This is a genomic window from Epilithonimonas mollis, assembly GCF_900142325.1.
In the GTDB taxonomy this organism is placed as follows: domain Bacteria; phylum Bacteroidota; class Bacteroidia; order Flavobacteriales; family Weeksellaceae; genus Epilithonimonas; species Epilithonimonas mollis.
In genome coordinates this window covers 26,602-53,058 of sequence record NZ_FRAM01000004.1, presented here as the reverse complement: position 1 = coordinate 53,058, position 26,457 = coordinate 26,602, and the positions used below count along the sequence as shown (strand labels likewise).

The 26,457-nt window shown below is 37.2% G+C and carries 25 protein-coding genes; 9 read left to right on the top strand and 16 right to left on the bottom strand.

The genetic code is table 11. The annotated features are described in order from the left end of the window. Window positions 1-172: 172 nt before the first annotated feature. From BUA97_RS14415 to BUA97_RS14380, 8 genes are all read right to left on the bottom strand, one after another. Window positions 173-1,537, bottom strand: coding sequence for a sensor histidine kinase (locus BUA97_RS14415; protein ID WP_072999544.1), 1,365 nt, complete (start codon window positions 1,535-1,537; stop codon window positions 173-175). A gap of 31 nt (window positions 1,538-1,568) precedes the next feature. Beyond that, the gene (locus BUA97_RS14410; RefSeq protein ID WP_072999542.1) at window positions 1,569-2,246 is read right to left on the bottom strand and encodes a response regulator transcription factor; all 678 of its coding nucleotides are present in this window, start codon (window positions 2,244-2,246) and stop codon (window positions 1,569-1,571) included. Between the two features lie 148 nt (window positions 2,247-2,394). Continuing rightward, window positions 2,395-3,417, bottom strand: a complete 1,023-nt coding sequence (locus tag BUA97_RS14405) for a hemin-degrading factor (protein ID WP_072999540.1) — start codon at window positions 3,415-3,417, stop codon at window positions 2,395-2,397. A 110-nt stretch (window positions 3,418-3,527) separates the two neighbouring features. Then, entirely contained in the window at window positions 3,528-4,304 is a 777-nt protein-coding gene (locus BUA97_RS14400; protein ID WP_072999538.1) for a heme ABC transporter ATP-binding protein, read from the bottom strand. After that, the gene (locus BUA97_RS14395) at window positions 4,301-5,341 is read right to left on the bottom strand and encodes a FecCD family ABC transporter permease (protein ID WP_072999535.1); all 1,041 of its coding nucleotides are present in this window, start codon (window positions 5,339-5,341) and stop codon (window positions 4,301-4,303) included. The genes BUA97_RS14400 and BUA97_RS14395 overlap by 4 nt, the downstream gene beginning before the upstream one ends. Window positions 5,342-5,405: 64 nt before the next feature. Further along, window positions 5,406-6,287 carry a heme/hemin ABC transporter substrate-binding protein gene (locus BUA97_RS14390; protein ID WP_072999532.1) on the bottom strand — a complete coding sequence of 294 codons (882 nt, stop codon included), beginning with the start codon at window positions 6,285-6,287 and terminating at the stop codon, window positions 5,406-5,408. Window positions 6,288-6,322: 35 nt separating this feature from the next. Continuing rightward, complete coding sequence (locus tag BUA97_RS14385) at window positions 6,323-7,426, bottom strand: HmuY family protein (protein ID WP_072999530.1); 1,104 nt, start codon at window positions 7,424-7,426, stop codon at window positions 6,323-6,325. A gap of 15 nt (window positions 7,427-7,441) precedes the next feature. Continuing rightward, window positions 7,442-9,541: a TonB-dependent receptor plug domain-containing protein gene (locus BUA97_RS14380; protein ID WP_072999528.1), complete on the bottom strand. Its 2,100-nt coding sequence runs from the start codon at window positions 9,539-9,541 to the stop codon at window positions 7,442-7,444. A gap of 97 nt (window positions 9,542-9,638) precedes the next feature. On the opposite strand from BUA97_RS14380, the gene BUA97_RS14375 reads away from it, so the two are divergent. Together BUA97_RS14375 and lipB are read left to right on the top strand one after the other, a co-directional pair. After that, on the top strand, window positions 9,639-10,925 hold the full coding sequence (locus BUA97_RS14375; protein WP_072999526.1) for an HmuY family protein: 1,287 nt from the start codon (window positions 9,639-9,641) through the stop codon (window positions 10,923-10,925). A gap of 107 nt (window positions 10,926-11,032) precedes the next feature. After that, the gene (gene lipB / locus BUA97_RS14370) at window positions 11,033-11,743 is read left to right on the top strand and encodes a lipoyl(octanoyl) transferase LipB (protein ID WP_072999524.1); all 711 of its coding nucleotides are present in this window, start codon (window positions 11,033-11,035) and stop codon (window positions 11,741-11,743) included. A 32-nt stretch (window positions 11,744-11,775) separates the two neighbouring features. Here lipB and BUA97_RS14365 read toward each other — a convergent pair whose 3' ends face one another. Next, window positions 11,776-12,186, bottom strand: coding sequence for a hypothetical protein (locus tag BUA97_RS14365; RefSeq protein WP_072999521.1), 411 nt, complete (start codon window positions 12,184-12,186; stop codon window positions 11,776-11,778). Window positions 12,187-12,229: 43 nt separating this feature from the next. Beyond that, window positions 12,230-13,585, bottom strand: a complete 1,356-nt coding sequence (gene dgt, locus BUA97_RS14360; protein WP_072999519.1) for a dGTP triphosphohydrolase — start codon at window positions 13,583-13,585, stop codon at window positions 12,230-12,232. Window positions 13,586-13,656: 71 nt separating this feature from the next. Here dgt and BUA97_RS14355 point away from each other — a divergent pair, with 71 nt between their 5' ends. From BUA97_RS14355 to BUA97_RS14335, 5 genes are all read left to right on the top strand, one after another. Beyond that, window positions 13,657-14,391: a DNA-formamidopyrimidine glycosylase family protein gene (locus BUA97_RS14355; protein ID WP_072999516.1), complete on the top strand. Its 735-nt coding sequence runs from the start codon at window positions 13,657-13,659 to the stop codon at window positions 14,389-14,391. Between the two features lie 69 nt (window positions 14,392-14,460). After that, window positions 14,461-15,378, top strand: coding sequence for a T9SS type A sorting domain-containing protein (locus BUA97_RS14350; protein ID WP_072999515.1), 918 nt, complete (start codon window positions 14,461-14,463; stop codon window positions 15,376-15,378). A 61-nt stretch (window positions 15,379-15,439) separates the two neighbouring features. After that, window positions 15,440-16,102 carry a DUF2461 domain-containing protein gene (locus tag BUA97_RS14345; protein WP_072999513.1) on the top strand — a complete coding sequence of 221 codons (663 nt, stop codon included), beginning with the start codon at window positions 15,440-15,442 and terminating at the stop codon, window positions 16,100-16,102. A 54-nt stretch (window positions 16,103-16,156) separates the two neighbouring features. Next, the gene (locus tag BUA97_RS14340) at window positions 16,157-16,921 is read left to right on the top strand and encodes an alpha/beta hydrolase family esterase (RefSeq protein WP_072999511.1); all 765 of its coding nucleotides are present in this window, start codon (window positions 16,157-16,159) and stop codon (window positions 16,919-16,921) included. Between the two features lie 171 nt (window positions 16,922-17,092). After that, window positions 17,093-17,497, top strand: a complete 405-nt coding sequence (locus tag BUA97_RS14335; RefSeq protein WP_072999510.1) for a DUF805 domain-containing protein — start codon at window positions 17,093-17,095, stop codon at window positions 17,495-17,497. A gap of 76 nt (window positions 17,498-17,573) precedes the next feature. Here the strand turns inward: BUA97_RS14335 and gcvP are convergent, their stop codons facing one another. The 5 genes from gcvP to BUA97_RS14305 form a co-directional block, all read right to left on the bottom strand. Continuing rightward, window positions 17,574-20,432, bottom strand: a complete 2,859-nt coding sequence (gene gcvP / locus BUA97_RS14330; protein WP_072999507.1) for an aminomethyl-transferring glycine dehydrogenase — start codon at window positions 20,430-20,432, stop codon at window positions 17,574-17,576. A gap of 96 nt (window positions 20,433-20,528) precedes the next feature. Next, window positions 20,529-21,527 carry an NAD-dependent epimerase/dehydratase family protein gene (locus tag BUA97_RS14325; RefSeq protein WP_072999505.1) on the bottom strand — a complete coding sequence of 333 codons (999 nt, stop codon included), beginning with the start codon at window positions 21,525-21,527 and terminating at the stop codon, window positions 20,529-20,531. Between the two features lie 258 nt (window positions 21,528-21,785). After that, window positions 21,786-22,562, bottom strand: a complete 777-nt coding sequence (locus BUA97_RS14315) for an alpha/beta fold hydrolase (RefSeq protein WP_072999500.1) — start codon at window positions 22,560-22,562, stop codon at window positions 21,786-21,788. 16 nt (window positions 22,563-22,578) lie between these two features. After that, window positions 22,579-23,298, bottom strand: a complete 720-nt coding sequence (locus tag BUA97_RS14310) for a pyridoxine 5'-phosphate synthase (RefSeq protein WP_072999498.1) — start codon at window positions 23,296-23,298, stop codon at window positions 22,579-22,581. A 73-nt stretch (window positions 23,299-23,371) separates the two neighbouring features. Continuing rightward, a complete protein-coding gene (locus tag BUA97_RS14305; protein ID WP_072999496.1) occupies window positions 23,372-24,631 on the bottom strand; it encodes a mechanosensitive ion channel family protein in 1,260 nt (419 codons plus the stop codon). 142 nt (window positions 24,632-24,773) lie between these two features. Between BUA97_RS14305 and BUA97_RS14300 the strand changes: the two genes are divergently transcribed. Together BUA97_RS14300 and BUA97_RS14295 are read left to right on the top strand one after the other, a co-directional pair. Continuing rightward, window positions 24,774-25,262, top strand: a complete 489-nt coding sequence (locus BUA97_RS14300) for a DUF456 domain-containing protein (protein ID WP_072999494.1) — start codon at window positions 24,774-24,776, stop codon at window positions 25,260-25,262. Window positions 25,263-25,274: 12 nt separating this feature from the next. Then, on the top strand, window positions 25,275-25,691 hold the full coding sequence (locus tag BUA97_RS14295; protein ID WP_072999492.1) for a C40 family peptidase: 417 nt from the start codon (window positions 25,275-25,277) through the stop codon (window positions 25,689-25,691). Between the two features lie 11 nt (window positions 25,692-25,702). Here the strand turns inward: BUA97_RS14295 and BUA97_RS14290 are convergent, their stop codons facing one another. Further along, entirely contained in the window at window positions 25,703-26,347 is a 645-nt protein-coding gene (locus tag BUA97_RS14290) for a uracil-DNA glycosylase (RefSeq protein ID WP_072999489.1), read from the bottom strand. Window positions 26,348-26,457 lie beyond the last annotated feature (110 nt).

Here is a 26,457-nt window from a genome sequence, read left to right as displayed (position 1 = left end):
AATAAGGCTTAAAAAAAGCTTAATTGTTTTGAAGATATTAGATAATGGACTGATGGATAACAGACTTTTGTACACAATTCATCATTCTCTAGGAATCTAAACTGTTATGCCTGACTTTGTCAAACCACTTAGTTAGGTTGCTTTCAGAATAACAATATTATATTTTCAACTTTTACTTATTGAAAATCACAGTGAAAAGGTTTTCTTTATCAGAATCTGAACTGTAAGAAATTTCAGATTTATGGTATTCCAGGATGCGTTTTACGATGCGCAAACCGAGGCCGGATCCGGTTTTGTTTTGAGAATTACTGCCTCGCATAAAGGCTTCGAAAAGTTTTTCTCTTTCTTCAAAAGGAATCACCGGACCGATGGAAAAAACGTTGACAATAATCCTAAAATCAGTTTCCTTAATGGAAATATCAACTTCCTGATTATCCGAATACAAAGCCGCATTTTTAAACAGATTAATGAATGTAATTTCCAACAACGATTTCACGCCTTTTACAGTTAAAATGGAATCTTCCACGCTTTCTTCATCGATTTGGAAATCCAATTTGAACTCCGGAAAGTTGCGGTGAACAGTTTCGAAAGCATCAAAAACCACTTCGTCAATTCTCACTTCTTCGTAAACGCTTGCAATGCCTTCTTTATCAAATTTGGACAAAAGAAGCAATGATTTTGTAAGGTCTGACAGCTGGTATACATCCTGCAACATCTGCTGTAATGTAGTTTTAGTCTTTGATGAATGATTTTCCAGCTGAATCAAATTCTCGAGCTGAAAAGCCATTCTGGTGAGTGGCGTCCGCATCTCGTGCGCTGCACTGGAATTGAAATCTTTCTGAGATTGGAACACGTCGTTGAGCCGGCTTGTCATCAGGTTGAATGATTTTGCCAGAACGCCAATTTCGTCTTCTGTGTTTTTGACAATTACCGGCGTTGTGAGCTTGTGAACGCTGATGTCGGAAATATCTGATTTCAAGATTTCCAAAGGCTCCAGGAATTTTGAAACCAGATAATAGCTGAAAAACCAAATCAGTAGAATGCTGACAATGTAGGAAAAAATAAGCATATACTTCAGGAAAGCCAGTTTGGACTGTCCTGTAACATCCTGAGCACTGGTAAGTATGTAATAATTTTCACCTTTAATATTTCTCAATGTAGCATAAACCTCGGGAACAGAGTTCTCATTGTATATCGTTTTCTGTTTGTCCAAACGGTCTAATAAACTTTGATCCCAAGTGATTTTCTTGTCTTTTAAAGTACTGTAAACCAAACCTTTGTCAGCGCCGAAAATCATTATATTTTCATTCAGAAGAACATTGTCTGAATTTTCATCAAAGAAAATGGGTGCTTCTTTTTCAAAGTCACCGGATTTCTCGATAAAATTAACGGTAAAAACCAATCGTTTCTGGAATCTCTCCCGGAATTCATCTTTTCTGAAATCATTAAATGAAACGTAAATCACGAACATCATAATCCCGAATATCAAGGAAAATGCGATGCTTAGACTGATGGCGATTTTACGTTTTAATGACATTTCTTTTAATTATAAATTATGAATGATAAAATTAAAGCGGGCTTAGATAATATCCGAATCCGGGTCTTGTATGAATGAGTTTTGTTTTAAAATTTTTATCGATTTTTTTTCTGAGAAAATTGATATATACTTCGATGGCATTGTTGGTGGATTGGAATTGGTTTTTCCAAACTTCGTCGGAAATGTATTGTTTTGAAAGCGTTCTTCCGTTCGCTCTCGCTAACAAAACCAATAACTGGAATTCTTTTACTGTCAGATTAATTTCTTCACCTGAACGGAAAACCTTGCTGTCTTCGGGATAAATAATCAAATCTTCAACTACTATTTTTTCTTTTTCCTCCGTTTTTGGTGTGAGTCTTCTCATCTGAGAATTGATTCTCAGTAACAATTCTTCCAGCAGAAATGGTTTTACGAGATAGTCATCAGCAGCTCTGAGGAATGCTTCTTTCTTCTCCTCGATACCATCATACGCAGAGATAATGATAATCGGCGTTTCCAAATTGCTTTCTCTGATTGTTCTGCAAATATCCAAACCGTTGATTTTCGGAACATTGATATCCAAAAGAAAAACGTCGTAAGGTTTTTTAGAAAATATATCAAGAAACTTTTCGCCATCTTCCGCTTTGTCGGTTTTGATGGATCTGGATTCGAGGAAAAGTGCAATTTCTGAAGATAAGACAGCATCGTCCTCTAAAAGTAATGCCTGCATTTTGTATTATTTATTTTACAAATATGGGGAAAAGTAAATTGACAAAGCAATATATTGACTTATCAAAATTCAAAATAATTGCTATAAAATCGCCGTTCCGTAGTTAAAATTAAAACTATAGAACGGCTTTTTATAAAATTACATGTAACTACAATCCACCAACCAAGTCTTTCCATTCCTGAAGTTCAGGATTTCCTGGCTTTCTTTTCCCAAAGAACTGAATGATGAATTCGCCTTCTTTGTTAAAGACTTCCACGGAAGTTACTTCGCCATCTTGGGTTGGTTTTTTCGTAATCCAGGACTCTGCAATCTTAGTCGTGTCAAGATGCAGATTGAAATCAGGATCCATTACATTGAACCATTGCTGATGCCAGAGCGTCTTTTTCACTTCGCCCGTATGAATCTGAATAATTCCTCTGTTTCCAACGAAAATCATTACCGGAATTTGGTTTTCAGACGCATCTTCAAGTACATTCACAACTTTGGAATTATCAATTTTATAAGCAAAACCTTCCGGAGCCAATCTCAAAGCCTGTGTCCTGCTAACGCCGAATTTTTTGGTCATCATAAAAAAATCATGTGTATCTTTCAAATCTTTCCAAGCCTGTTGGAATCCAGGTACATCAATTTCCGAATCAGGTTTTTCTGCCGGTTTTGGAGCGATTGGTTCGATGACAATTTCGGAAGATTGTTCAGAAGCTTTGTATTTTTCTGTCAACGCATCAAATTCTGTTTCGTTGCTGTCTTTGGTAAGATAAATTTTATGAAGTGCCAATCCGTCTTTCCCGAAGAACTGGAAGCTTTTCCTATCGCCTTCAACAACAGAAAAACCGAATCTCCAAGAGTTGATAAAGATTCTCAAATCGATATCTTCACCCACAAAAACCTGTCCGTGCGGATTGCTGAAATCCGGGTTCAGATAAATCCCCTTTCTTTCGTGTACACATTCTTCATTTCTCGTTAAAGCAATTACTTTTCCCAATTTTTCAATTTCCTGAAGAAGTGCTGCAAATTCAGAATTTAAAACAGTGGTTCCGTTTCCAACATTGGTCAGCAGAAGTTCGGCTTCGCTTACGCCCAGTTGTTCTGCTGCATTTCTTATTCTGAGATGTGGATTTTCTGCTTTCAGAGCTTTCCATTTTTCTTTTAAAACATTTATTAATGTGCTCATATTGATTCTTTTTTAATTGTTAAAAACATTGTAATTTTATATAGTTTTTGCAAGATCATTTCTTTTTCTCTGGAATTATCCTTTTTGAATTTCTCCGACAATTTGTTATTTTATCCAAATAAAATCATGGTGCTTTCATTGATCGGATGTTTGCAAATGCTGCAGGGAAAACCGTAGGCTCTGCTGATTTTATCCTCAGTAAACACTTCTTCAGGAAGGCCGTAAGCTAAAACTTCGCCTTTCTCCATCAATAAAATTTTATCAGCAAAACTGGCTGCCAGATTCAGATCGTGCAAAACCACGATTGCAGTATTGTTGTTTTTTGTAAATTTTTTGATTAACTCTAAAGTTTTATGCTGATGTTTGATGTCAAGATTATTCAGTGGTTCATCCAGAAATAACAGTCTGTGGGCTATATCATTGTCCAGCTGAGCCAATACTCTGGCAAGATGTACCCTTTGTTTTTCTCCCCCTGAAAGCGAATTATAATCCCTCTCCTGAAAATGAACAATATCTGTTTTCTGCATTGCCTTTTCTACCACCACAAAATCCTCAGTAGCAGGCTGAGAACTGAAATAAGGATAACGCCCCATCAAAACCACATCTTTTACCAAAAGCGGAATATCCTGCGCATTATGCTGGGAAAATTTGGCCTTATGTTTTGAAAGTTCTTCCAGATTCCAGCGGGAAATGATTTTTTCTTTGAAATAAATATCCTGTTTTTGATCAGTTTTGATCTCGTTGGCAAGAACATTCAGAAGACTGGATTTACCTGCGCCATTGGGTCCGACGATCGCCAGAAACTCGCCATAACCAACATTGATATCAACACCTTTTAAAATACTGACTTTCTGACTTTGGTAACTAATCTTATGGCCTTTTATCATCTTAAATTATTTTTAAATTTCAACAAAATTGCGATGAAAACCGGGCCTCCCATTACAGCGGTCAAAATCCCGATCGGCAATTCAGAAGGTGCAACAATGGTTCTGCTGAGCGTATCTGCAAACAGCAATAAAATGCTTCCGCAAATGGCTGATAATGGTAAAATAAAATGATAATCCGAACGGAATAGCAGCCTCAGAATATACGGAACTATCAATCCTACAAATCCGATAGTTCCGGAAAACGCTACGCAGGTTCCCACCATTAATGCAGTAAGAATGACAATTTGTTTTTTGAGACTTTCTACGTTGATTCCCAAATGCTGCGCATCTTTTTCACCTAACATCATTGCATTCAGGGCTTTTCCTTTTGGCAGTAATATAAAATAAGAAATCAATAAAACACCGAAGAGAATTGTATTTTTCGTCCAGGTGGCCGCTGCAAGACTTCCCAAATTCCAAAATGTCAAATCTCTCAACTGTTCGTCTTTGGAGATATAAATCAGCATCCCTGTAATTGCAAAACCGATCGCAGTAATAGCCACTCCGCTCAGCAACATCATGACAATATTGGTTTTCCCAGCAGAAGTTGATATTCTGTACACTAAAATCATTGCCAATAATGCGCCAACAAATGCGGAAACACTTACCAAAGAAAATCTTATCCATTCCGGGAGATAATCTTCGAAAGTATGTCCCAGAACTATAGCGATAGCGGCTAAAAGCGTTGCACCGGATGTCAGACCAATTAAATCTCCGGTTGCCAGCGGGTTTTTGAACATCCCCTGTAAAATAGTTCCGGAAACGGCTAGCATACTTCCAATCAATATGGCCATAACGATTCTTGAAGCCCTAACCTCCCAAATGACATATTTTTCGCTGAGAGATAATGAAGCATCGCCGCTTATGTATCTCCAAAAAACTTCATAAGCTGAAGATTTACCAAAATCATAGATCCCGGTTTTTAAAGCTAAAATCATCATCAATATCAATATAAAGATGCCTATAATGGTGTAGAATGTCAGACTTTTTGATTTCAAAATAATTTAATTTTCTGTAGATTTCATCTACGGCTAAAAATATCGAATCCTTGAGTTTGTGGTTTTATTTTGAAGATTCGATCAGCAATTTGTTAAGGCCTAAAGCAGCTTCGCCAACTCTTGGTCCGAAAGACGACAATAGTCCGCCATCCAGTGCAATTATATTTTTATGCTTTCCTGCATTGGTCTGAGAAACACCAGGCATTTTTAGTGCGCCTTCTATACCACCAGGACCTTGTAAACCAGTTGTAAAAAATAGCAGCACATCAGGATTTGCCTTGACAACTGCTTCTGGTGTCAGTGGTTTAAAATCTTCAAAATCATTAGCGACATTCTGACCGCCAGCAATTTCTATCATCCTTGTCATCGGTGTGTTTTTCCCTGCAACCATCAGCATATTTCCTCTTGCATAGATGAAAAGAACTTTTGGTTTTTGAGCGATGGGCTGGATTTGTTTTACATCCGTATCGATTTTATCCAATAAGCTTTTTTGATTGCTGTTTCCTAAAGCTTTTGCTACCTGGTCAATTAATTTTTTGGTTCCATCAATCGTGAATTCCTGTTTGAATAATTCCAGCTTAATTCCGGAATTTTTGATTTTTGCCAATAGATCCGGGTTGATATCTTTATCTGAAGCTAAAATCAATGTCGGGTTAAGCGCCATAATCGGTTCTATAGTCATTGATCGAACGTGACCAAGGTTTTCTGCCGATTTTTCAAGCGTCTCCGGATAAGTACTCGTAACATCTGTCCCGACAATTTCTTTCTCATGACCAAGCGCTGCGACAATCTCGGTAACACCACCGCTGACACTCACAATCCTTTGATTGGAAACCGGTTTTTCAGTTTTCTTTTCTCCCTGTGCTGCAATTTTCGAATCTTCTTTTTTACAGGAAATTCCGAGTAAAAGTATTGCGGAAAGAAAAGCAGTTTTTATATTTTTCATTTTTGATAGTTTATTTTTTGAATAGATTAAATTTTTTATAAAGGCTCATATTCGAATTCTGGATGCCCTCTGATACCGTCTTTCATCATTTTACTGAATCTTAGCTTGAAGAAAAATCCATTCGCATCCTTGATAACATAAAACCTGTCTGCAAAGACTTGTGCACCATTATTTCCAGTAACAGTTCTCCAGTGATCGCCAATTGCACGCTGATCATTGAAGATAAATTTAGAGACATCAACATCATTTAGTTTAAACTGATTATAGATATCATTCTGATTTTGTCCGTTTGGAATATTAACCTGATAAGCGCCCACATTGCTGAAAATATTGATCAGGACAAAGTCATTATAGATGTAAGTTCCGCCCTGGAAAACACCAGAAGTATCATAGCCATAGTTTGTAAATATTGTAAAGGCGATATCCCAGTTTTTCTTTTTAGGCTGGATACTTACGGTTTTTTCGGATGTCATACTGAAAAACTGAAAATGGTAGTCGGCATCCTTTGTTATTATGAATTCTTTATGGTCAGTTTCCCCGATGTTGGCATATTTTATTTTATAGCCATTATTTCCATTTCTCACAATCTGAATTTTTTTCCACCCTCTGCTTTCTCCGCCGGATATGCTACTTCCGGGAAGAATAGTCCCTGTATAGATATCCCTTCCCATATTGATGAGATAGATGGGATTTTCTTCATTATTTTCTTTGATTTCCTGGATTCCTGTTTTTTGACTGAGATAATGCCCTGCTGGATCATCAATATATTTCTCAGTATCAGGTTCTTGCGGAGCAATATATATTTTGTTCATCAAATCTTCCACATCTGACATTTTCACGGCATCAATATCGGTAACATTCTGGATTTTACCGGCTCCCATCATTACAGAAAAATTCAGAATTACGCGGTATTCGTCCCCCGAATAAAAAGCCAGATCCCAATCCGTTCTTTTATTGACAGATTTTGTAGAATCTGACAATTTTATCCATACCTGATTGGGCTGAGCAGCGCCACCGACCTGTGGACTCAGAATTGCTCCAGATATTGGCGCAACCTTTACCGGATCTTCGTCTGCCGGAAAACAGGCTTGTATTGAAAGTGCTAGAATAAAGAAAATCAGACGTTTTATATTTTTCATTATTAAATATTGTTTTTAGAATTGATAAGTTAATCTCGCCAGGTAGCTTCTGCCATAGAAAAGATTTGTTACACCTGTAGAAACCTCATGTCCGACGGAACTCTGTACTGAATTGTTGATAGAAGTAACATCAAACATATTTTTAACCCCGATTGAGATTTCAAAGTGATTTTTCCAGAATGGCTGTGTTACAATGAGATCCATCATGTGATAACTGGCGGTCTTTCCCAGATCAAACCCGCTCCCATTACTTATATATCTTCTTTCAGCTCCAGAATATTTATAATATAATGCCAGTAAAGTATTCCAGTTTTTCATTTTATATGTTGCAGATGCCCCAATCTGAAAATAATAATTGAAATCGGTCGGCGAAGTATTGGAAAGCGATTTCAATTCTTGAGAAATACCGTTAACAGAAGCCTTTAATCCAAAAAATACATTATCCTTTCGAAGATCAATATTTGAAGAGAACAAAAGACTTTTATATAAATCGATATTCTGATATTTGTAGGTAGAAGGAAATTTCATCAGAACCATTTCTATTCTGTCCTTTACATCAAGATAAAGCCCGCTAATGCTGTAATTGAGATTCCATCCGTCCAATTCTCCAAGATGCTGATCCCAGAAAACACCGATTGTATAACCTTTTTCGGGAGAAAGCTCTTTATTACCCTGAACATCATGATTAGAATCTACGAAATAAGTAAACAGTTCATCATAGATTGGGAATCGGTTTGCTGAGCCAAAGACCGCCCTGATATTTGAGTTTTCTGAAGTCTTAAATCTCGTTGAAAATGAATAATTTGTTTGATTATCAAACTGATTACTGAATGAAACTCTGAATCCAGGTCTGACGGAAAATTTATCCGAGATATTCCATTCCGCCGAGAGAAAATTAGCATAAGTGAAAATCTTGCGAGTTACACTGTCTCCGAAAAAATCGCCTGCGATCAACGCCGCATAACCATCGGTATGATCCAACTCAAAACCCAATTGGAAATCAAATTTTTTATTATTAAGGAAATTGCTGAACATCCCTCTGGAATAAAGAACATTGGTTTTATAATAAGATTTTTCTGCATTCTTGTCAATCATTTGCCTATTTGGTATATCATAAGTGTAATCGAAATATTTTCTGTTTTGGCTCTGGTAAGAAAAATCACCATCATATCTTATATTACCTAACTTCGTCTGGATATTAAACTGATGAATCCAACGGTTGGTCTGGTATTCCCGATCTTTGCTGACAAAAGTTTGTCCGCCGAGACCATCATATAGAGATTTTGGATCTACTACAGGACTATAAAAATTGAAAACTTCGTTTAAATAAGAAATTTTATAAAATAAAGACGTTGTTTTCTTACTGTATCTGATGAGTGCATTGAAGTCATACTGATCTTTGGGATTCCATTCGTAGCCACGCATGTTATCTCTTTCAAAGTATTTGTATCCCTCTTTTGAACCTTTGTAGCCGTTGAAGTCATTATGATTCAGGCTCATATTTGCAGACCAATGCTCATTGAAATTATAACCTATTAGTAAATTCTGTAAATGCCTACCTTTTCCACGTATTCTCCAGTCATAATTATTTCTTACAGTCTCTTCCTGGAGAGACGCTTTCAGGTTTATTTTCCGGGAATCATTCTTTTTTGTGATAATATTGATAACACCTGCCAATGCACCGTTTCCGTATTCTACGCCCATACTTCCCTGCACAATCTCGATGCGCTCGATGTTGTTGAGAGAAAGTTTCGTGAGATCTATGTTGCTACCTAATCCTGTATCGCCAACTACTGGAATATTATCAATCAGTATCTTGACATAATTACCATCTAGTCCGAGAATATTAGCAGTTGAGTTTCCAGATTTAGTATCCGGTGTAACCATGATATTGAGACTGTAGTTAAGAACTTCTGCAACATTATTTGCAGCCATATTTCTGATTTTTTCCGCATTAATTATTTCTACTTTATAAATCGATTTGCTGATAGACTGAGGATTATACTGTCCTGTAATCACAACTTCTTCTATGCTTTTTTGACCGAGAGAATCTTTCTGAGCCCAGACGAAACTGATTGCTAAAAGCCCGAAAACACTCATCACCTTCTTATTCATTGGAAATAATTTGTGACAAATATAAATATTTATTTAGAATAATTAAAAATAATTATATAGTTTTGTAGAATAATTCTAAATAACATAATTAACGATTATGAAAACAAAACTATTCCTTGCAAGTTTACTTGCATTTTCTGTCAATCAGACTGTCTTATCACAAACCGATGAATTGGGTTATACACCTGTCAATCTTACAATGGGTCCGCAATATGAAAACAGGGTTTTCTTTGATCTCTCTGCAAATAATATCGTTTCTCAGCCAGCAAATAGCTGGGATGTTGCATTTTACAGGAATTCTACAATGGATTTCGGAGAAAGGATCAATGATGCTAAAAATGTGAATGTTTATCAGGTTTCTGCAAATCCATCAGCATTTGATACCGTCACACCGGCAGACAAACCTAATTGGGGCGAACCATTATACAATCCGGATCAGACGACAGCATTGCAGGACGGCGTTTTTGATAATGCTACCCTGCTGCCCTCTTCTCAGTTCAATTACGGATGGGGTTCTTATGATATTGTCACTCACAAAATAACAGGAAAGGTAGTCTTCGTGCTGGAGTATGGAAACGGTGATTATTATAAGTTTTTCATCAGTGAGTATTATGGTGGCTATACTTTCAAATATGCGAAATGGAACGGAACATCCTGGGATGCAACACAGACCAAAACTATAGCCAATGGTTCTGATGATGCTTTCTTCAATTATTTTTCATTCTCAACAGGCGCAAAAGTTGATAATCTGGAACCTGCCAAAGCCAACTGGGACCTGATGTTCACAAGATACTGGACATTCTATAACGGGCAAATGATGTACAGACTATCCGGGGTTATACAATCACCAAATGTTTCTGTAGCAAAAGTACAGCCGGAGAATCAGGCAACGTCCACTTACACAGCGCCTTCTGCGACTGCTTACTCCAACAATATCACAACCATAGGCCACAGCTGGAAACCTACGACAGGTGTCTATAATGATGTTGTCTACTACATCAAAGAAGGTAATAGTTATTACAGAATGTATTTTACCTCAAACGGCGGCTCATCTACAGGTAATATGTATTTTAAATATAAGAACATAACAAGTGAATTATCTGTAACGGATCTTGGGAAAAAGGGAAGTTTTGGTATATATCCCAATCCAACTAAAGAAGATAAAAAAATCAATATTTTAATTAATATAAAAGAAACAGGATCTAAAAACGGAAATGTTGAAATCTTCGATTTATCGGGTAAAAAAGTTTACGAAAGTCTAATAGATAAGCAATCAGGATTCTCAGCCAAGGAGGTTGACCTTAACAGGCTTTCATCAGGCGTCTATCTGGTAAAAATATCTTACGATGGACAAACAGAAACAAAAAAGCTTGTTGTAAAATAAGCCATATTTTCAGATTTTATTCTTTATATGAACCACCTTAGGGTGGTTTTTTGTTTGTTGTAACTTGGGTAAATATTGAGTAAATTTGTAGAAATAATTCAATTACAGTGAATTCTATTATCAACAAAAAAGTCAGATTTCAGGAATTGGGAACTAAAGATTACCAGCTGTCCTGGGATTATCAGGAAGAATTACTGAAAAAAAATCTGGATATCAAAATCCATAACCGAGAGAATCCAGGAAAGCAGATTCCGACAGAGAATTATCTTCTTTTTGTAGAACACCCGCATGTTTATACATTAGGAAAAAGCGGACATGAGGAAAATCTGCTTGCCAACGAAAATAAACTAAAAGAGATCAACGCAAGTTATGTTAAAGTCAACCGCGGTGGCGACATTACCTATCACGGATTCGGACAGATCGTCGGTTATCCTGTGTTGGATCTGGAGAATTTTTATACTGATATCCACCGATATATGCGGGATCTGGAAGAAGTTATTATCCGGACTATTGCAGAATATGGACTGAAAGGCGAACGCTCCAGTGGCGAAACCGGTGTCTGGCTGGATGTAGGAAAACCTTATGCCAGAAAAATCTGTGCAATGGGTGTCAAAGCTTCCCGCTGGGTGACAATTCATGGATTTGCCCTGAATGTCAATACAGACATGAAATATTTTGAATACATCATCCCTTGCGGAATCACCGATAAACAAGTCACATCTCTAAAAAGGGAACTGGAAAGAGAAGTGGATATGGAAGAAATAAAAGTAAAGATCAGAAGACATTTTGCAGATGTTTTTGACTGCGAGCTGATATAAAAAAAGAGGTTACTTGGTTACCTCTTTTTTATTTATTTTCCTGAATATTGAATAAGATTAGACATTATATCGCCATCATTATCTGCTGTTGCCGTGGTAGATTTTACTTCCTTGCCGTCTACATACATTTTGATTGTGATTTTTTCACCTTTTTTGCCGGATTTGTCCCAGGTCATCGCCCCGATTCCCATGGCATACTCTCCTTTCACATCCACGGATTTTGTCCATGTTAGTTTTTCCACATCTTCAGCTTCTGCGTTGACATTGTCCATACTTCCGTATGTAATCGTGGCTTTTAGATTTCCTGTGTAATTCCCTTTGATTTCGAATTTCAAAGTGTGGTTCGCAGGTTCGTTGTCATCGCGACAAGAGATCGCAAACATTGCCAAAGCAGACAGACAAATAAAACCAAAAGTGATTTTCCTGATAATTGTTTTGTTCATAGTTGTTTAATTTATTGTTTTTTTTTAAATGTTTATATAATTTTTACATAGTCATTCCAATATCGATTCCTTTTATTTTTCTGTAAAGATCTGTCGCAAAATTGTCTGTCATCCCGGAAACAAAATCAATCACACCAAGCACTTTTTGATAGTCGGTGCCATCTTCATAAAAAAATTGTTTCGGAATAAGCTTCAGTCCTTTTTTATCATACGATTTTCTATCGTCATTAGATTTTAAAATAGAGGGAATAAAATGATCCAATAGCTCGTACATAACGTTGTATCCTGCATTTTCAATTTCTATCACAGCCTTGTGATTATAGATCTTTTCGATGGAAAAGCTTTCTATATCCTGAAGCGTTTTATTTCCGGATCTGTAAATGTCCAGAAGACCTTTTTGAAGATTTCCTTCCATAATGCTGCTAAAATTATTTTTGTAAAGTTCAAAAGATTTATTGATCAAAGCATTGATGGCCTTTGCACGCAGGTAAGAGATCTGTTCATTTTCATTGCTGATAGAGCTGAGTTTTCGCTCTACTCTTTCGGTATCATTGGTTTCAGATTTTATCAGCTCAAAGAAAAGATTCTTGCAGTCTGATGTAGAAACAATTCCCAGCCTGTGTGCATCTTCCATATCGATGATGTTGTAACAGATGTCGTCCGCCGCTTCCACCAGCCATACAAACGGGTGCCTTCTGAATATATAAGGATCATTACTTTCCTCAATCATATCCGTACCTTTGGCAATATCGAGAAAAATATCTTTTTCGTTTTGAAAAAAGCCAAACTTTTTACGATGAACTATACCCTTCTTTTTAGCAATTGCTTCGCAGGGATATTTGGCAATACTTGCTAACGTAGAAAATGTAAGCTGAATTCCGCCCGCATCTTTACCTTGCTGTTGCTGTGCAAGGACCCTTATTGCATTAGCATTCCCTTCAAAGTTTACCAGATCTGCCCATTCTTTTTCATTGAATTTTGATTTCAAGTCACTTTCGTTTCTGTCAAAGTAGCTGGCAATAGCATCTTCACCGGAGTGACCGAAAGCCGGATTGCCGACATCATGACAAAGACAGCCTGCAGCGATGACATTACCGAGGTTGTGAAGGTAAAAATTTTTGGAGTCTTCTGTCAGATCATTATTAAAATTATCATGGATGAATTCTCCGACAACGCTTCCCAGACTCCGGCCTACAGAAGAAACTTCTAAAGAATGCGTGAGTCTGTTATGTACAAAAACACTTCCGGGAAGCGGAAAAACCTGAGTCTTGTTCTGCAGTCTTCTGAATGCCGACGAGAAAATAATCCTGTCAAAATCTCTCTGAAAATCAGTCCTGGAAGCTTTAGTGTACGGATTATTTCCCGTGCGCTGATTGCTGAAAATAGAATTCAAGTTCATAATTGCTTCAAAAATAAGCTATATTTTATTTTCAGCGGAATAATATTTGATTTTATGTAAAAAAAATCGAAATGCCAGAAGGTCCGTCAATCGTTTTAATGAAAGAAGATCTCCTCAAATTTGTCGGAGAAAAAGTCACTGCTTCTGTCGGAAATGCCAAGATCGACAAAGATTTGCTTGTTGGCAAAATACTCCGTGAGATCCGGTTGTACGGCAAACAAACCTATCTGATCTTCGATAATATCAATGTAAGAGTCCATCTTCTGATGTTCGGTTCCTATGAAATTGATGAACAGACCAAACCTGACAAGAATCTCCGTTTAGGTCTGACTTTTAAAAATGGAAAAGCGTTCTTTTTTACCTGTTCGGTCAAGCTCTTAGCAAATGATTTTCTAGACACCATAGATTGGGAAGCCGATATCATGAGTGATAACTGGAATCCAAAAAAAGCAAAAGCCAAGCTGAAGCAAAACCCCAAAATGATGATCTGTGATGCGATGATGAATCAGGATATATTTTCGGGTGTAGGGAATATTATTAAAAATGAGGTTCTTTTCAGAATTAAAGTACAGCCGGAAAGTATCATCGGAAATATCCCGGCTAAAAAGCTTAATGATCTGATCTCGGAAGCCAGAAATTACAGTTTCGATTTTCTCAAATGGAAAAGGGAATTCGTTCTCAAAAAGCACTGGCTCGCCCACACAAAAAAAATCTGCCCCAAATGTGGAAAGCCGCTGATTAAAAAGATTACAGGAAAATCCAAACGCCGGAGTTTCTACTGCGAAACGGATCAAAAGCTCTATTAAATCCAGATATCATTAGCGAAAATTTGACTTGAAATATTATTTTACATATCATTGGCAAAAATTTAATTTATGAAGAGTAAATACTTATTAATTCTATCCTTTTTTTCAACATTTACATTAGCACAGCAGTCTATTTCTTTCGAAAGTTCAGAAGCTTACACCTTGGGAAGTATCAACGGGCAGAACAATTGGGAAGTCACACTGAACAATGACGAGCTTCCTATACAAAATCAAGTGATCTCCAATGAGATTGCATCCGCCGGAACACAGTCTCTGAAAATTGATGTGGATATTAATGAAGACTTTGGCTGGTTGCCGATTTTTGGTGCAGCTAAAGCCTTTGACAGAGCTTATGACTTTAAAAATACCACCGTCGAATTTGATGTATATATTACAGAATTGGATGGTTCTACATTTGAATTCGGAACTTTTGGGATTGCAGATACCGACGAGTTTATGCCTGTTGCAATTTATTCTTTCAATTATACCGGAAATCTTGAAGTGGTAAAAAACCCAGATTATGGTTATGAAAATGCTAATTTTACATGGGAAGCCAACAGATGGTATAAGCTGAAATCTGTTGTCAGTCAAAACGATATCAAATTTTATATCGACGGAAACCTGATTTATACTCTCCCTAATTTTTCGCAGACCAATATCACAGGAGTTAATTTTGTTCACGATAATTTTAAAGGAAGTGCTTATATTGACAATATTAAAATCAATGATGAAGTATTGGCCGTTTCAGACATCAACAAAGCAAACATAAAGCTGTACCCGAATCCGGTGAGAGATCTATTAAAAATCAATGTTCCGGATAATCAGAATATCAGCGAAATCAATGTTTATAATATCGCAGGTCAAAAACTGAGAACATTTACTTCTCAGAAAGAAATCAATGTGGAAAGCCTGTCAAAAGGAACTTATATCATTAATATCAGAACCGGTAAGAACACCCGATACGATTCAAAGTTCATTAAACAATAAATTAACGATCCTGCAAACTAAGCAGGATTTTTTATTAACTTTATTGTAAATATCATAAATAATGAAAACTATCCATCCAGATACGCTCCACTTTCTCTCGGCTTTGCAAATCAATAATAATAGAGAATGGTTTAATGATAACAAAAATCTCTATCTGCAGGCCAAAGACAATGTAGAAAATGTAATGAACGAGATTATTTCCGGCATTTCGGAATTTGATAGTAGCGTGGAACGCCTGGAAGCTAAAAACTGTATTTTCAGGATCTATAAGGACACAAGATTCTCCAAAGACAAAACGCCTTATAAAACGAATATAGGTGCTTCAATCGTAGAAAAAGGACCGAAAACACTGAACCATGCGGGTTATTATGTCCATCTGGAACCGCGTAAATCTTTTCTTGCAGGCGGTGTCTATATGACCGATTCTAAAAATCTGAAAGCAATCCGTGAAAAGATTAGTGTAGAAGCTGAAAAATTTCTGAATATTCTTAATAAAAAAACTTTCAAAGATGATCTGGAACTACGCGGAGAAAAACTTGTAAAAATCCCGCAAGGTTTCGATAAGGAAGATCCGATGGGCGATTATATCAGATTCAAGCAGTTCACTGTCTTCCATCCTTTAAGTGACAAAGAGGTTCTGGACCATCATTTTATAGAACATACGGTTAACATATTTAAAGAAATGTATCACTTCAACCGGTTTCTGAACGAAGCTATTTCCTGATTCCTGATTTAACTTTGCTGCGTAAAAACCAATCCAAATCATAAATTTACTAACATGAAAAAACTATTCACTGTTTTATGTCTGGCTTGGTCAATTGCAGTTTTTTGCCAGATCACAAAAAATTACACCGTCGACGGCGTTTCAAGAAAAGCCATCATCTATGAACCAGCTTTAAAATCGGATAAAGTTCCGGTGGTTTTTGTGTTTCATGGTCATGGTGGCAATGCCAGCTTGGTAAGCAGAAGAATTGACGTCCAGAATTATTATAAAGAAGCTCTTGTGATTTTCATGCAGGGATTACCCGGCAGAACGGTTCCCGGTCTTGATCCCAATGGCAGAATGAACGGCTGGCAGATCTTCACCGATGATCTGGATGGCAGAGATATCAAATTTTTTGACGAAGTTTTTTCTGACATTCATAAGAATTACAAAATCGATGACAGGAAAATATATCTGATCGGGCATTCCAACGGTGCCAGATTTGTGAATGTTCTCTGGAAAACGAGAGGCGACAAAATCACGGCCATCTGTTCCGCCTCAGCTCAGGGCGGCGATATGATCACGGGTGCCGTTCCGCTCTCGGTCTGGATGTATATAGGGAACAATGACCGGATTGTCTCTCCACAAAGCCAGCAGCAGTCTATTCCTATAGTAAAAACCAATCTCGGCATCACTGGTCAAGGGAAAAGTGATGGCGACAAAACCATGTTTTCCGGAAAAGACAGTACCGAACTTGTTCTGCAGCAAAGCAATGCGGGGCACGAATTTCCGAAAAGTTCTCTCCCAGAGATTGTGGCTTTTTTTAAGAGAACACCTTAACTTTATTATCTGTTTATAAAAAGCTTTTTAAAACATATTTTGTATTAATTCTGATATTCAGTTTAAATAAAACATAGCATTACTTAAGTCATTAAGAAAAAATAATATTGGAATATATTTTTAATTAAAAAAAATGTTATTTTTGAGTTTAACAAAAAAAAATAGTAAGCTATGAATTGGTATTTAAAAGTTCTGAGACAGTACGCCGATTTCAACGGCAGAGCAAGACGCATGGAATATTGGATGTTTATACTTTTTAACATCATCTTTGCCATTGCAGCAGTCATTCTCGATAATCTCTTGGGATTAAAATTTTCTTCTGAAATTCCGTATGGATTTATTTATTTAATTTATGTATTGGCTACGCTTATTCCAGGGATTGCAGTTGCCGTGAGACGATTACATGACGTAGATAAGAGTGGATGGTTCTATCTTATCGCATTTATCCCGATTATCGGTACTATATGGCTTTTGATTTTGTTCTGTACAGAAGGAACACCGGGAACAAACCAATATGGTGTCAACCCTAAAGAAACCTATCAGGAAATCAACGAAATCGGGGAGAAAGAAATGTAATTCTATCCTGATGTATTAATAAAACAAACCTCTCAATCACTTGAGAGGTTTTTATTTGTATAATAATTATTAGTTCTTACATGTAAGCTTCAATCGGCTCACAAGTACAAACCAGATTTCTGTCGCCATAAGCTTCATCTACTCTTGCGACGGTTGCAAAGAATTTGTGCGTTCTCACCCACTCCAGCGGGTATGCTGCTTTTTCTCTTCCGTACGGTTTGTCCCAGTTGTCTGAGATTACTAATTGCTCGGTGTGCGGCGCATTTTTCAATACGTTGTTTGTTGCATCGGCATCACCATTTGCTATTTCTTCAATTTCTTTTTTGATGCTGATCAATGCTTCTGCAAAACGCTCTATTTCTTCTCTGCTTTCGGATTCTGTTGGTTCTATCATCAGCGTTCCTGCTACAGGGAAACTCACTGTTGGTGCGTGGAAACCATAATCCATTAATCGTTTCGCAACATCAGCCACTTCGATTCCCAAAGATTTGAACTGGCGGAAGTCCACGATACATTCGTGTGCTACTCTGCCATTTGCATTGGCATAAAGAATCGGGAAATGTTCTGCCAATATTTCTTTCAGATAGTTAGCGTTCAGGATCGCATATTCCGTTGCTTTTTTCAATCCGGAAGCTCCTAACATTTTGATATAAGCGTAAGAAATATTCAGAATCAAGCCTGAACCATAAGGTGCAGCGGAGATGCCTTCAATAGCATCTTTTGTTCCTACAGGAATATTAGCATTGGTCGGCAGGAATGGAACGAGATGTTCCGCCACACAGATCGGACCAACACCGGGACCACCACCACCGTGAGGAATAGCGAAAGTCTTGTGAAGATTCAGGTGGCAAACATCTGCTCCGATATTTCCCGGACTTGTAAAGCCAACCTGAGCGTTCATATTCGCACCGTCCATATAAACCTGGCCGCCGTGGTCGTGGATCAGTTTGGTTATTTCTTTAATATTAGCATCGAAGAATCCATAAGTAGACGGATAAGTAATCATGACTGCAGAAAGATTCTCAGAATGCTGTTCAGTTTTCGCTTTCAAATCTTCAAAATCGATTTCTCCATTTTCAAGATTTTTCACAACTACGATCTTCATTCCTGCCATCGCAGCTGAAGCAGGATTGGTTCCGTGTGCAGACTGAGGGATCAATACGATATTTCTATGGCCATCTCCTCTGTTTTTATGATATTCGCGGATAACCATTAGTCCTGCATATTCACCTTGTGCACCGGAATTTGGCTGAAGTGATGTTCCGGCAAATCCTGTGATTTCTGCCAGGTCTTTTTCAAGCTGCTTGATCATTTTCTGATAGCCGCCTGCCTGCTCTGTAGGGATGAATGGATGGACACTTCCCCATTCTGCCCACGACAAAGGAATCATTTGTGTTGCAGCATTCAGTTTCATGGTGCACGAACCGAGAGAAATCATCGAATGGGTTAATGACAGATCCTTTCTTTCCAGACGTTTGATATAACGCATCAATTCTGTCTCTGTATGGTATTTATTGAAGACTTCTTCCTTCAGAATTTCATCCGTCCTCAATAATTCTGCCGGAATCGAATATTCTTCTTTAAGGCTAACTTTATAACCCTGCTTTCCTTTGAACTGAGCAAAAGATTCGATCAAATGGTTTAATTTTTCAACAGTGGTGGTTTCATTAAGAGAAATACTGACAATACCCTGAGAGAAATAATTAAGGTTGATTTTCTGGTCTCGCATTTTCATCCTCAAAGAAGTTTTCTCCTCCTCATGTAATCTGAATTTGACAGTATCGAAAACCGGTTCGGATACAATATCATAGCCTAAAATCTGTAGTGCATCGCCCAGTGCATTCGTTTTATAATGGATTTGGTCTGCAATGAAATTAAGACCTTTCGGACCGTGATAAACAGCGTACATACCAGCCATTACTGCAAGAAGAACCTGCGCTGTACAGATATTAGACGTTGCTCTTTCTCTTTTGATATGTTGCTCTCTGGTCTGCAAAGCCATTCTTAGTGCGCGTTTTCCGTACATATCCTGAGAAACGCCAATAATCCTTCCGGGTATATCTCTTTTGTAATCATCCTTACATGCAAAAAATGCTGCATGAGGACCACCATAACCAATAGGAATCCCGAATCTCTGTGTTGTTCCTACTGCACAGTCTGCCCCCATTGTTGCAGGCGATTTCAATTTAATCAAAGCCATAGGGTCACAAGCTACAACTACCTGTATGTCAAATTCTTTTACTGAACTGATAAAATCCGTATAATCCAGAACAATTCCGTTTTTACCTGGATATTGCAGCAATACGCCATAATAAGATTCATTGAACTGGTGATTGCTATGATTTCCAACTATAATGTCAATTCCAAGACCTTCTGCCTTAGTTTTCAGAACAGAAATCGTTTGTGGCAACACTAAATCAGAAACGAAAAACTTAATTGCATTATTCTTTTTCTGATCCTTCGTTCTGTTGTTGAAGAACATATGCATGGCTTCTGCAGCCGCAGTAGATTCATCCAAAAGAGAAGCGTTTGCCATCGGAAAACCTGTCAGATCACAGACAACGGTCTGGAAATTAAGAAGTGCTTCCAGTCTTCCTTGTGCAATCTCTGCCTGATAAGGCGTGTATGCTGTGTACCAGCTAGGATTTTCAAGAATATTTCTTTGGATTGGTGAAGGCAGGATCGTATTATTGTATCCGAATCCGATGTAAGTATCAAAATCGACATTTTTAGATGCCAGATCTTTGGAGTGAAGCAACATTTCATATTCTGAAAGTGGTGCTGAAAGATCCAGATCTTTTTCTAATCTGATGCTGTCCGGAATGGTTTGTGAGATAAGTTCATCGATACTACTGACCCCGATTTTGCTAAGCATTTCCGCTTTATCAGCTTCATTCAGGCTGATGTGACGGTTTACAAATTGCTGTGTGTTCATTTATAAACTTTGAATTAGATTTTTTTACTAAAAAGGTTCGTAAAAATACTACTTTTCAAAGAATTAAGCAACGAATAATATCATTATCGAAAACTTCTATTTCCTATCAGAAAGGTAGTTTTTTAGATGAAAATCGACACTGTCTGCTGTAGAAATAAATTTATAATCAAGGAATTCGGTAATTTTTTTATTAGAAATTCTGGAGTCCAGCTTCAAAGATTCTAATGATGTTTTCCGTAAAAGTCTGAGTACAGGAAAAAGAAATCCGAAAATAGTCAGTACCGGCAAGACGCTGAAAAGGAATTCCGGAACTGCTTTAGCCGGTTTTTTTCCTAATGCTGCTCTCACTTTATCAGACACCAGACTGAACTTCGCATTTTCAGAGATCACGACAAAACGTTCTCCAAAAGCATTTTTGTCCATCAGCGCAACAGCAATTTTTGCAACGTCTCTGACATCCACAAAAGCAGTTCCGCCGGTATATGTGAATGGATAAGCGGATTTTGCAAAAAGATCGCCGCTGCTGTTGCCCCAGTTTCCGGAACCTATGATCAAGCCGGGATTGACAATGATTGTATTTAATCCTTCTGCCGAAGCTCTCCAGACTTCCATCTCAGAAAGATGCTTGGAAACTGCATATCCTGAATGGTCAAGCTTTGGATTGAAATCAGAATTCTCATCCATCATTCCCGCTTCATTATAACCGTCCAAAACCGCTATGGAACTCACAAAAAGGAATTTCTTAACCGCTGAATTTTCTATGGCGTAAAGAAGATTTTTAGTACCATCGATGTTGGTCTTGTACAGTTCCTTGTCATCACCGGGATTGAAGCTGACTTTTGCAGCACAATGATAGACTTCTTCTACTCCTTCCAGCGCATTCTGCAGAGATTCTAGCGACTCAAAATCAGCATCGACCCATTGGATTTTATTAAAATAAAAATCCGGTTGATCTGTGTAAAATTTGTACGATTTGCGGACTTCCTTTATATTACTTGATTTTCTTTTGGTCGCTTTAACATTTTTGCCTTTTTTCAACAATTCCAAGGCGATGACTCTGCCTAAAATCCCTGTTGCACCTGTTACTAAAATCATTTCTGAAAACTTTTAAGCTTTAAAAATCTAACAATAAAGACAGCATTTGCCAGCGAATAAGCAAAAACAACTCCGAAGAAAAACCACAAGCGTCTGCTGTCCAAAATTAAAAACCAGTACCCAATTCCGGAAAGTGAATCTCTGAGAACAAAAAACAGCAGCACAATTAGAAAAAGATTGATAAGTGCTGAAAAAATTAGTACGCTTTTGTATATGGTTTCCTGATATCGGTTCATAGGAGGTTTTAGCAAAGATAAATTAATTCAGCAGAAATTCCTTTACGGCCGCATTGAAATCGACAGGATTGTTTGCCTGGACCCAATGTTCTGCGTTTTTTATTTTTATGATTTTCGCTTTCGGAAACTGCTGTTTTATGAGGAATTCGTCCTGAGGTAAAATGTAATTGGAATTTGCTCCGCCAATGAACAAGGTCGGGCCATTGAAAACTCCGAATTTGATTGCATTAGAAACAAACTCTGTATATTTTTCCGCCAAAGTTGTCAGGTTGAATCTCCAGTCCAGTTTTTTATCATCTGTCCAATAGAGGTTTTTCATCAGAAACTGAATCACAAACTTTTCATGAATATATTCGCCCAAAACTTTTTCCACATCTTGCCTTGATTCCACTTTTTCGAAATCCACACTTTGCAAAGCTTTTATAATCCCCTGATGATGTGGCGGATAAGCTTTTGGAGTAATATCTACAACAATCAGCTTTTCTAGTCTTTCAGGAAAATTAATTGCGAATTGCATGACTGCCTTTCCTCCCAAAGAATGTCCCAGCAGATTGGCTTTCTGGATATGATGCGCATCTAGATAATTAACGATATCCTGAGCCAGATCATCGTGCGACATAGCATCCGAATGAAAACTTCTGCCATGATTTCTCAAATCCAAAATGTGCGTTGGCATCAATTCACCGAATTCTTTTCCAAAACTTCCCCAATTATCGAGCATGCCGAACAATCCGTGAAAAACCAAAAGCGGCGTTTCTGTTCTCTCCTCACCGTATATTTTTGAATGTAAAATTTCCATTAATAATAAATTATAATTACCACTTCGCCAACCGTTTCAGATAAGCCTGAACTGTATTTTCCAAACCAAGATAAAGTGCTTCCGAAATCAAAGCGTGACCAATGGAAACCTCCAAAAGATTCGGAATATTGTCAGCAAAATATTTCAGGTTATCTAATGACAAATCGTGACCGGCATTGATTCCCAAGTTGTATTTTGTTGCCTCAACAGCCGTATCATAATACGATTTTATCGCTTCTTCTTTATTATCTGTATAATGTTTTGCGTAAGATTCTGTGTAAAGTTCGATTCTGTCCGTTCCTGTTTCTGCTGCAAATTTCACCATGTCCGGATTCGGGTCAAGGAAAACAGAAGTTCTGATGCCCGCATTTTTAAATTCAGAAATGACAGATTTCAGGAAATCCATATTTTTCTCACAATCCCAACCGGCATTGGAAGTGATCGCATTATCAGCATCCGGAACCAATGTCACCTGTTCTGGTTTTACTTCCAAAACCATATCGATAAACGGACGATGCGGATTTCCTTCTATATTGAATTCTGTGGTTACCAAAGGTTTAAGATCATAAACATCTTTTCTTGTAATATGTCTTTCGTCCGGTCTCGGATGGATGGTAATTCCCTGTGCGCCGAATCTTTCGAGATCCAAAGCCACCTGAGTTACACTTGGTACATCACCGCCTCTTGCGTTTCTGAGTGTTGCAATTTTATTGATATTGACACTTAATTTTGTCATTTATATTGGTTTTTGGTTGTCAGTTGTCAGTTTTTTCCATTAAGTAACAACAATCAACTGTCAACTGATTATTTTAAATTTTGTGAACCTGCATTATTTCCAAATCAAATTCCTTGGAAGCCACCAAAAGATGATCGAAAATATCTGCCTGTATCTGCTCAAAATGTTCCCATTTTGAATCATTGGCAAAACAATAGATTTCCAAAGGCATTCCCTGTGGTGTGATTTCCATTTGTCTTACCATCACAGTGCCGGTTTGGTCGATATTAGGATTGTTTAATAAATAGTTCATGGCATACATCCTGAAGGTTCCAATGTTGGTCAGCTGTTTTCCGTTGATGATTTCCTCAGAGTTTTGCAAGGTGGCTTTTTCATTGTCGATTTCTTTTTTTCTTTCTAAAAGATAATCGTGAATTAAATTGATTTTCAATAATTTATCAAATGATTCATTGTCCAGGAATTTGAAAGATTTGATATTGAAAACGATGGATTTTTTTATTCTTCTCGTATTGGTTTCCGACATCACCTGCATATTTTTTATTTCCGTGGTCAGCAGATCATAAGTAGGAATGGTGGAAAGTGTTTTATCAAAGTTCCGGATTTTCGTGGTCAGCAAATCAATGCCTTCAATATTTCCTTCAATTGAATATTTGGGAATAGAAACCCAGTCTCCTACTTTCAGGTTCTTGGATGTCGCAACATGTATCCCGGTCACAAATCCTAAAATGGTATCCCTGAAAATCAAAACAATTACCGCTGTGATAGCTCCGAGACTTCCCAATACTGTTGCACTGCTGATCCCAAATATGACGCAAACAGCGATAACACTGAAAATAAACATTCCAAAAATCCGGACGGTCTGTGAAATGGAATTGATCGCAATGATTTTATAATAATCCTGCTGTATCAGATAGTAGTTCTGTAATACTTTTATAAATCTGAATGCCATATTGGCAACCGCCAGCACTATCAGAAAACCAATCAGCCTTTCCAGAAAAACAAAACTTTTCGGATGCCTGTAGAAAATAGAAAAAAGAGCATAGCTACCAAGTCCCAAAGCCATAATATTGGCTACAGAGTTGGTTACCTTCGCTTTATAAATTGATTTCATAACCGGATATTTCTCTTTGTCAAAAAAATATCTGAATATAATATTGATAGACGTTTTCAGAATAAATGAAAGAAAATAAATCAGAAGAATCAATAACAGGAATTTCAATGTAATCTGCCCGATCAGGACAAAATCATCCGGAAAAAAGTCTTTGCAAAAGAAATGAATCTCATCACTCATTTGCTGAAGAAAATCTTTATAATCGTTGATTTCTTTTTTCATTCTTTATTATTTTTACTGATTATATCGTCAGCAAGAGTTATTGGTGTCTAATTTGCATAAACCTCAAATAATTTTCAAATTTAAGGATAAAAAAAATGTTAGCTTTACTTTTTGAAAATTGTATTTTTAAATAGATTAAATAATGGATCCAGTTTTTATAGACATAATCGCTCTTGTTTTGCTTTTGGCGGGATTTCTAGGAACATTTCTTCCCGTTTTACCAGGATTGCTTCTGAGTATCTGCGGACTGTTGATTTTTAAGTTTGGGACAGAAAATAATATGCCAATGATCTATGTATGGATTTTCATTTTACTGACGATCATCTCAACAGTTCTGAATTATGTCATCCCTGCCAGAACCAATAAAAAATATGGCGGAACGCGCTACGGCAGCATCGGTTCGTTTGTAGGGACTTTACTTGGCTTATTTTTCATTCCGATTCCTTTGGGATTTTTGATAGGGATGCTTTTGGGTGTTTTTGCCGGAGAATTGCTGCATGATTTTAATGACAGGAAAAAAGCTTTCAATTCTGTGAAAGGAGCATTGATTGGATTTGTCTACGGCACGGGATTCGGGATGATGGTTGGTCTGGCCATGTTTTTGGTTGTAGGTTATTATATATTCTTCTAACAAATTATACTTATGAATTTCAAAATATTTCTTCTGGCACCGGCTTTATTATTAATGAACAATTGCAAAACGCAAACATCACAAGCTGATACATCTGTCGCATCAGCCAATACGATCAGAATCAATTTGGAAAAACAAGCTAAAATTCCTAATTCACAGGTTAATCTTAAGTTCAGAGACATTACGGAAGACAGCCGTTGTCCGGTTGATGTAACCTGTGTTTGGGAAGGTATTGCTATTGTAAACATCGAAGCAACTTCCGGAAGTCAGACCAACAGTTTCCAGGTTGGCACAAGAGATTTCTCAGCCAAAAATGTAAGTAAGTCATTTAGCTTTTCGGGATATAAATTCACATTAGTAGAACTGAAACCACAGCCTGGCGGAAAAGCGGAAGCTGCATCCTTGACTTTGAAATATGAAAAAGAATGATTTAATTAAAATCATCCCCACACAATTGGTTTCTTCCCTTTTTCCAGAAGATAATTATTGATCTTTGAAAACGGTTTGCTTCCAAAAAAACCTTTGTATACAGAAAAAGGAGACGGATGTGCAGACTGGATGATAAAATGTTTGCTTTGATTGATTAGCAATGCTTTTTTCTGTGCAAATGCACCCCACAGAACAAACACTACGTTATCTTTTTTGTCCGAGATTTCTTTGATGATATAATCGGTAAATGTTTCCCAGCCAAGATCTTTATGAGAATTCGGTTCATGGGCTTTTACTGTTAGAGTTGCATTTAGAAGAAGAACTCCTTGCTTTGCCCAATCCTGTAAATCTTTATTTTTCCTTTCAATTCCGGTATCATCTTTCAGTTCAATAAATATATTTTTGAGAGAAGGCGGTGCGGTCACATTTTCAGAAACAGAGAAGCAGAGTCCGTTCGCCTGTCCGTCGTTATGATAAGGATCCTGACCGATAATCACGACTTCGACATCTTCAAATTCTGTTAATTCCAGCGCCCGGAAGATTTCGTTTTTCGGTGGAAAACATTTATTAGAATTATATTGAAACTTCACTTTTTCCCAAAGATTTTTAAAATAATCGCTTTCTTTGATCGGATTCAGAACTTTTTTCCAGGTCATCTTTTAAATTTTTACAAAATTATATTTACAAATCAATACAAGCAAATGCTATGACAACTAAATAGAAATAAAGTTAATTAATCATAAAAGACCTTTGGCTTAATTTTTAT

Excerpts from the sequence above, each read along its gene's own strand:
- BUA97_RS14415 (WP_072999544.1), bottom strand. The coding sequence starts at position 1,537 with ATGTCATTAAAACGTAAAATCGCCATCAGTCTAAGCATCGCATTTTCC.
- BUA97_RS14410 (WP_072999542.1), bottom strand. The coding sequence starts at position 2,246 with ATGCAGGCATTACTTTTAGAGGACGATGCTGTCTTATCTTCAGAAATT.
- BUA97_RS14405 (WP_072999540.1), bottom strand. The coding sequence starts at position 3,417 with ATGAGCACATTAATAAATGTTTTAAAAGAAAAATGGAAAGCTCTGAAA.
- BUA97_RS14400 (WP_072999538.1), bottom strand. The coding sequence starts at position 4,304 with ATGATAAAAGGCCATAAGATTAGTTACCAAAGTCAGAAAGTCAGTATT.
- BUA97_RS14390 (WP_072999532.1), bottom strand. The coding sequence starts at position 6,287 with ATGAAAAATATAAAAACTGCTTTTCTTTCCGCAATACTTTTACTCGGA.
- BUA97_RS14385 (WP_072999530.1), bottom strand. The coding sequence starts at position 7,426 with ATGAAAAATATAAAACGTCTGATTTTCTTTATTCTAGCACTTTCAATA.
- BUA97_RS14380 (WP_072999528.1), bottom strand. The coding sequence starts at position 9,541 with ATGAATAAGAAGGTGATGAGTGTTTTCGGGCTTTTAGCAATCAGTTTC.
- BUA97_RS14375 (WP_072999526.1), top strand. The coding sequence starts at position 9,639 with ATGAAAACAAAACTATTCCTTGCAAGTTTACTTGCATTTTCTGTCAAT.
- BUA97_RS14365 (WP_072999521.1), bottom strand. The coding sequence starts at position 12,186 with ATGAACAAAACAATTATCAGGAAAATCACTTTTGGTTTTATTTGTCTG.
- dgt (WP_072999519.1), bottom strand. The coding sequence starts at position 13,585 with ATGAACTTGAATTCTATTTTCAGCAATCAGCGCACGGGAAATAATCCG.
- BUA97_RS14355 (WP_072999516.1), top strand. The coding sequence starts at position 13,657 with ATGCCAGAAGGTCCGTCAATCGTTTTAATGAAAGAAGATCTCCTCAAA.
- BUA97_RS14350 (WP_072999515.1), top strand. The coding sequence starts at position 14,461 with ATGAAGAGTAAATACTTATTAATTCTATCCTTTTTTTCAACATTTACA.
- BUA97_RS14345 (WP_072999513.1), top strand. The coding sequence starts at position 15,440 with ATGAAAACTATCCATCCAGATACGCTCCACTTTCTCTCGGCTTTGCAA.
- BUA97_RS14340 (WP_072999511.1), top strand. The coding sequence starts at position 16,157 with ATGAAAAAACTATTCACTGTTTTATGTCTGGCTTGGTCAATTGCAGTT.
- BUA97_RS14335 (WP_072999510.1), top strand. The coding sequence starts at position 17,093 with ATGAATTGGTATTTAAAAGTTCTGAGACAGTACGCCGATTTCAACGGC.
- gcvP (WP_072999507.1), bottom strand. The coding sequence starts at position 20,432 with ATGAACACACAGCAATTTGTAAACCGTCACATCAGCCTGAATGAAGCT.
- BUA97_RS14325 (WP_072999505.1), bottom strand. The coding sequence starts at position 21,527 with ATGATTTTAGTAACAGGTGCAACAGGGATTTTAGGCAGAGTCATCGCC.
- BUA97_RS14315 (WP_072999500.1), bottom strand. The coding sequence starts at position 22,562 with ATGGAAATTTTACATTCAAAAATATACGGTGAGGAGAGAACAGAAACG.
- BUA97_RS14310 (WP_072999498.1), bottom strand. The coding sequence starts at position 23,298 with ATGACAAAATTAAGTGTCAATATCAATAAAATTGCAACACTCAGAAAC.
- BUA97_RS14305 (WP_072999496.1), bottom strand. The coding sequence starts at position 24,631 with ATGAAAAAAGAAATCAACGATTATAAAGATTTTCTTCAGCAAATGAGT.
- BUA97_RS14300 (WP_072999494.1), top strand. The coding sequence starts at position 24,774 with ATGGATCCAGTTTTTATAGACATAATCGCTCTTGTTTTGCTTTTGGCG.
- BUA97_RS14295 (WP_072999492.1), top strand. The coding sequence starts at position 25,275 with ATGAATTTCAAAATATTTCTTCTGGCACCGGCTTTATTATTAATGAAC.
- BUA97_RS14290 (WP_072999489.1), bottom strand. The coding sequence starts at position 26,347 with ATGACCTGGAAAAAAGTTCTGAATCCGATCAAAGAAAGCGATTATTTT.